The organism is Rhizobium sp. SVR5-2C (assembly GCF_056755115.1).
Genome location: NZ_JBNDHT010000286.1, coordinates 1 through 1,485, shown reverse-complemented (window position 1 = coordinate 1,485; position 1,485 = coordinate 1). Strand labels below are relative to the sequence as shown.

Genomic DNA, 1,485 nt, shown 5'->3' with positions numbered 1-1,485 from the left:
GGCGGGCGCCATCTTGGCTTGTCGAGCTGCTTGTACCAGTTGCCTGGCCTAAAGATCACGCCGGTAGCCGCCGCAGCGAAGCTCGCGACCTCGAAGGCGATCAACACAAGCAGGGAATACATGTCCATCCGGCAAAAGATGGAGGGAACCGCCGACGAGGCAAGCGGGTCCCTCCAAGGTCCTATCGGTTATGGCCGGCAGCGAACTCGCCGGAGCCCATTGCAGAAAACAGGGGGATGATCTGCCAGGCTGCCGATAGCCCTACCAGCAGGTAAACGATCCGGGCGAGCCCCGAGCCAGCCCCGAAGATGGCGGCCACGAGGTCAAAGCTAAATAGTCCGACCAGCCCCCAGTTCAGCCCGCCTACGATTACGAGGATGAGCGTGACGATGTTGATAGACTTCATGGTTCTTCTCCAGGTTGAAGGATCAAAGGTCAGCCTTCCGGCGGCATGATCACCTTGTCGATGACATGGATGACCCCGTTCGAGGCGGCAATGTCGGCAGCAGTGACGGCGGCGTCGTTGACCTTGACGGTGGAGCCCTCGACTTCGATGTCGATCATTTTGCCATTTACCGACTTCGCGTCATCGATACCCGCCACGTCCGCAGCCATCACCTTCCCGGCGACCACATGGTAGGTGAGGATCTCAGTGAGCCTTTGCTTGTTCTCCGGCTTCAGCAGGTTTTCGACGGTACCGGCCGGCAACTTGGCGAAGGCTTCATCGGTCGGAGCAAAGACCGTGAACGGACCCGTTCCTTTGAGAGTGGCGACCAGGCCTGCCGCTTCGAGCGCGGCACCCAGCGTCTTGAATTGACCCGCCTCCATGGCGGTGTCGACGACATCCTTCTCCGCCGCAAACGCGCTGACGCTGCTGCCGAACGTGATCGCCGCAGCGAACAAAAGCCTTGTCAGTTTCATGACATTTCTCCTCTCGATGACGGGCGCGAATGCACGCCATGAATTTCATATAACGCAAATCCACTTTCTTGTCACTCAAGTTATCGTTACCTGAAAAAGAACTGTCTTGTGAAGATAATTCTTTTCGTTATGCTTTCCCGATATGAAAAGGAGTTTTGCGAAGTGCTCTCCGACACGTTGTCTAACGAGCTTCAGCGCTACGCGATCGGCCCGCGTATCAAGGCACTGCGTCTGAGAAAGAAGCTGGGGCTGGTGCAGTTGGCCGGGCATACAGGGCTCTCGCCTGCGATGCTCTCGAAGATCGAGCGCGGGAAGATGTTTCCAACCCTGCCCACGCTGCTTCGGATCGCCATGGTTTTCGGCGTCGGCCTCGATCACTTCTTCAATGCCGACAAGGAGGAGCCGCTCATCGCGATCGTCCGAAAGCAGCAGCGTCTCAAACTTCCAAGCCCGCCGGGCGAAAAGCACCCGGCCTTTCTATTCGAAAGCCTGGACTATCCCGCTTCTGACCGCCGCATGGAGGCGTTCTACGCCGAGTTCCCGGTCGATTCGCCGCCGTCAGAG

Annotated in this window: 3 protein-coding genes; 1 reads left to right on the top strand and 2 read right to left on the bottom strand. The window is 58.2% G+C overall.

All coding sequences use genetic code 11. The features are described 5' to 3' along the window. Positions 1 to 181: 181 nt before the first annotated feature. Together ACPYOI_RS35665 and ACPYOI_RS35660 are read right to left on the bottom strand one after the other, a co-directional pair. The gene (locus ACPYOI_RS35665) at positions 182 to 406 is read right to left on the bottom strand and encodes a DUF378 domain-containing protein (protein WP_481424124.1); all 225 of its coding nucleotides are present in this window, start codon (positions 404 to 406) and stop codon (positions 182 to 184) included. A gap of 29 nt (positions 407 to 435) precedes the next feature. Continuing rightward, a complete protein-coding gene (locus tag ACPYOI_RS35660) occupies positions 436 to 921 on the bottom strand; it encodes a fasciclin domain-containing protein (RefSeq protein ID WP_481420233.1) in 486 nt (161 codons plus the stop codon). Between the two features lie 162 nt (positions 922 to 1,083). Here ACPYOI_RS35660 and ACPYOI_RS35655 point away from each other — a divergent pair. Then, positions 1,084 to 1,485, top strand: a 402-nt coding sequence (locus ACPYOI_RS35655) for a helix-turn-helix domain-containing protein (RefSeq protein WP_481424123.1), incomplete at its 3' end; no start/stop codon positions are given.

Bases quoted from the DNA above. Each gene is read 5' to 3' on its own strand.
- ACPYOI_RS35665 (WP_481424124.1), bottom strand. From the start codon at position 406: ATGAAGTCTATCAACATCGTCACGCTCATCCTCGTAATCGTAGGCGGG.
- ACPYOI_RS35660 (WP_481420233.1), bottom strand. From the start codon at position 921: ATGAAACTGACAAGGCTTTTGTTCGCTGCGGCGATCACGTTCGGCAGC.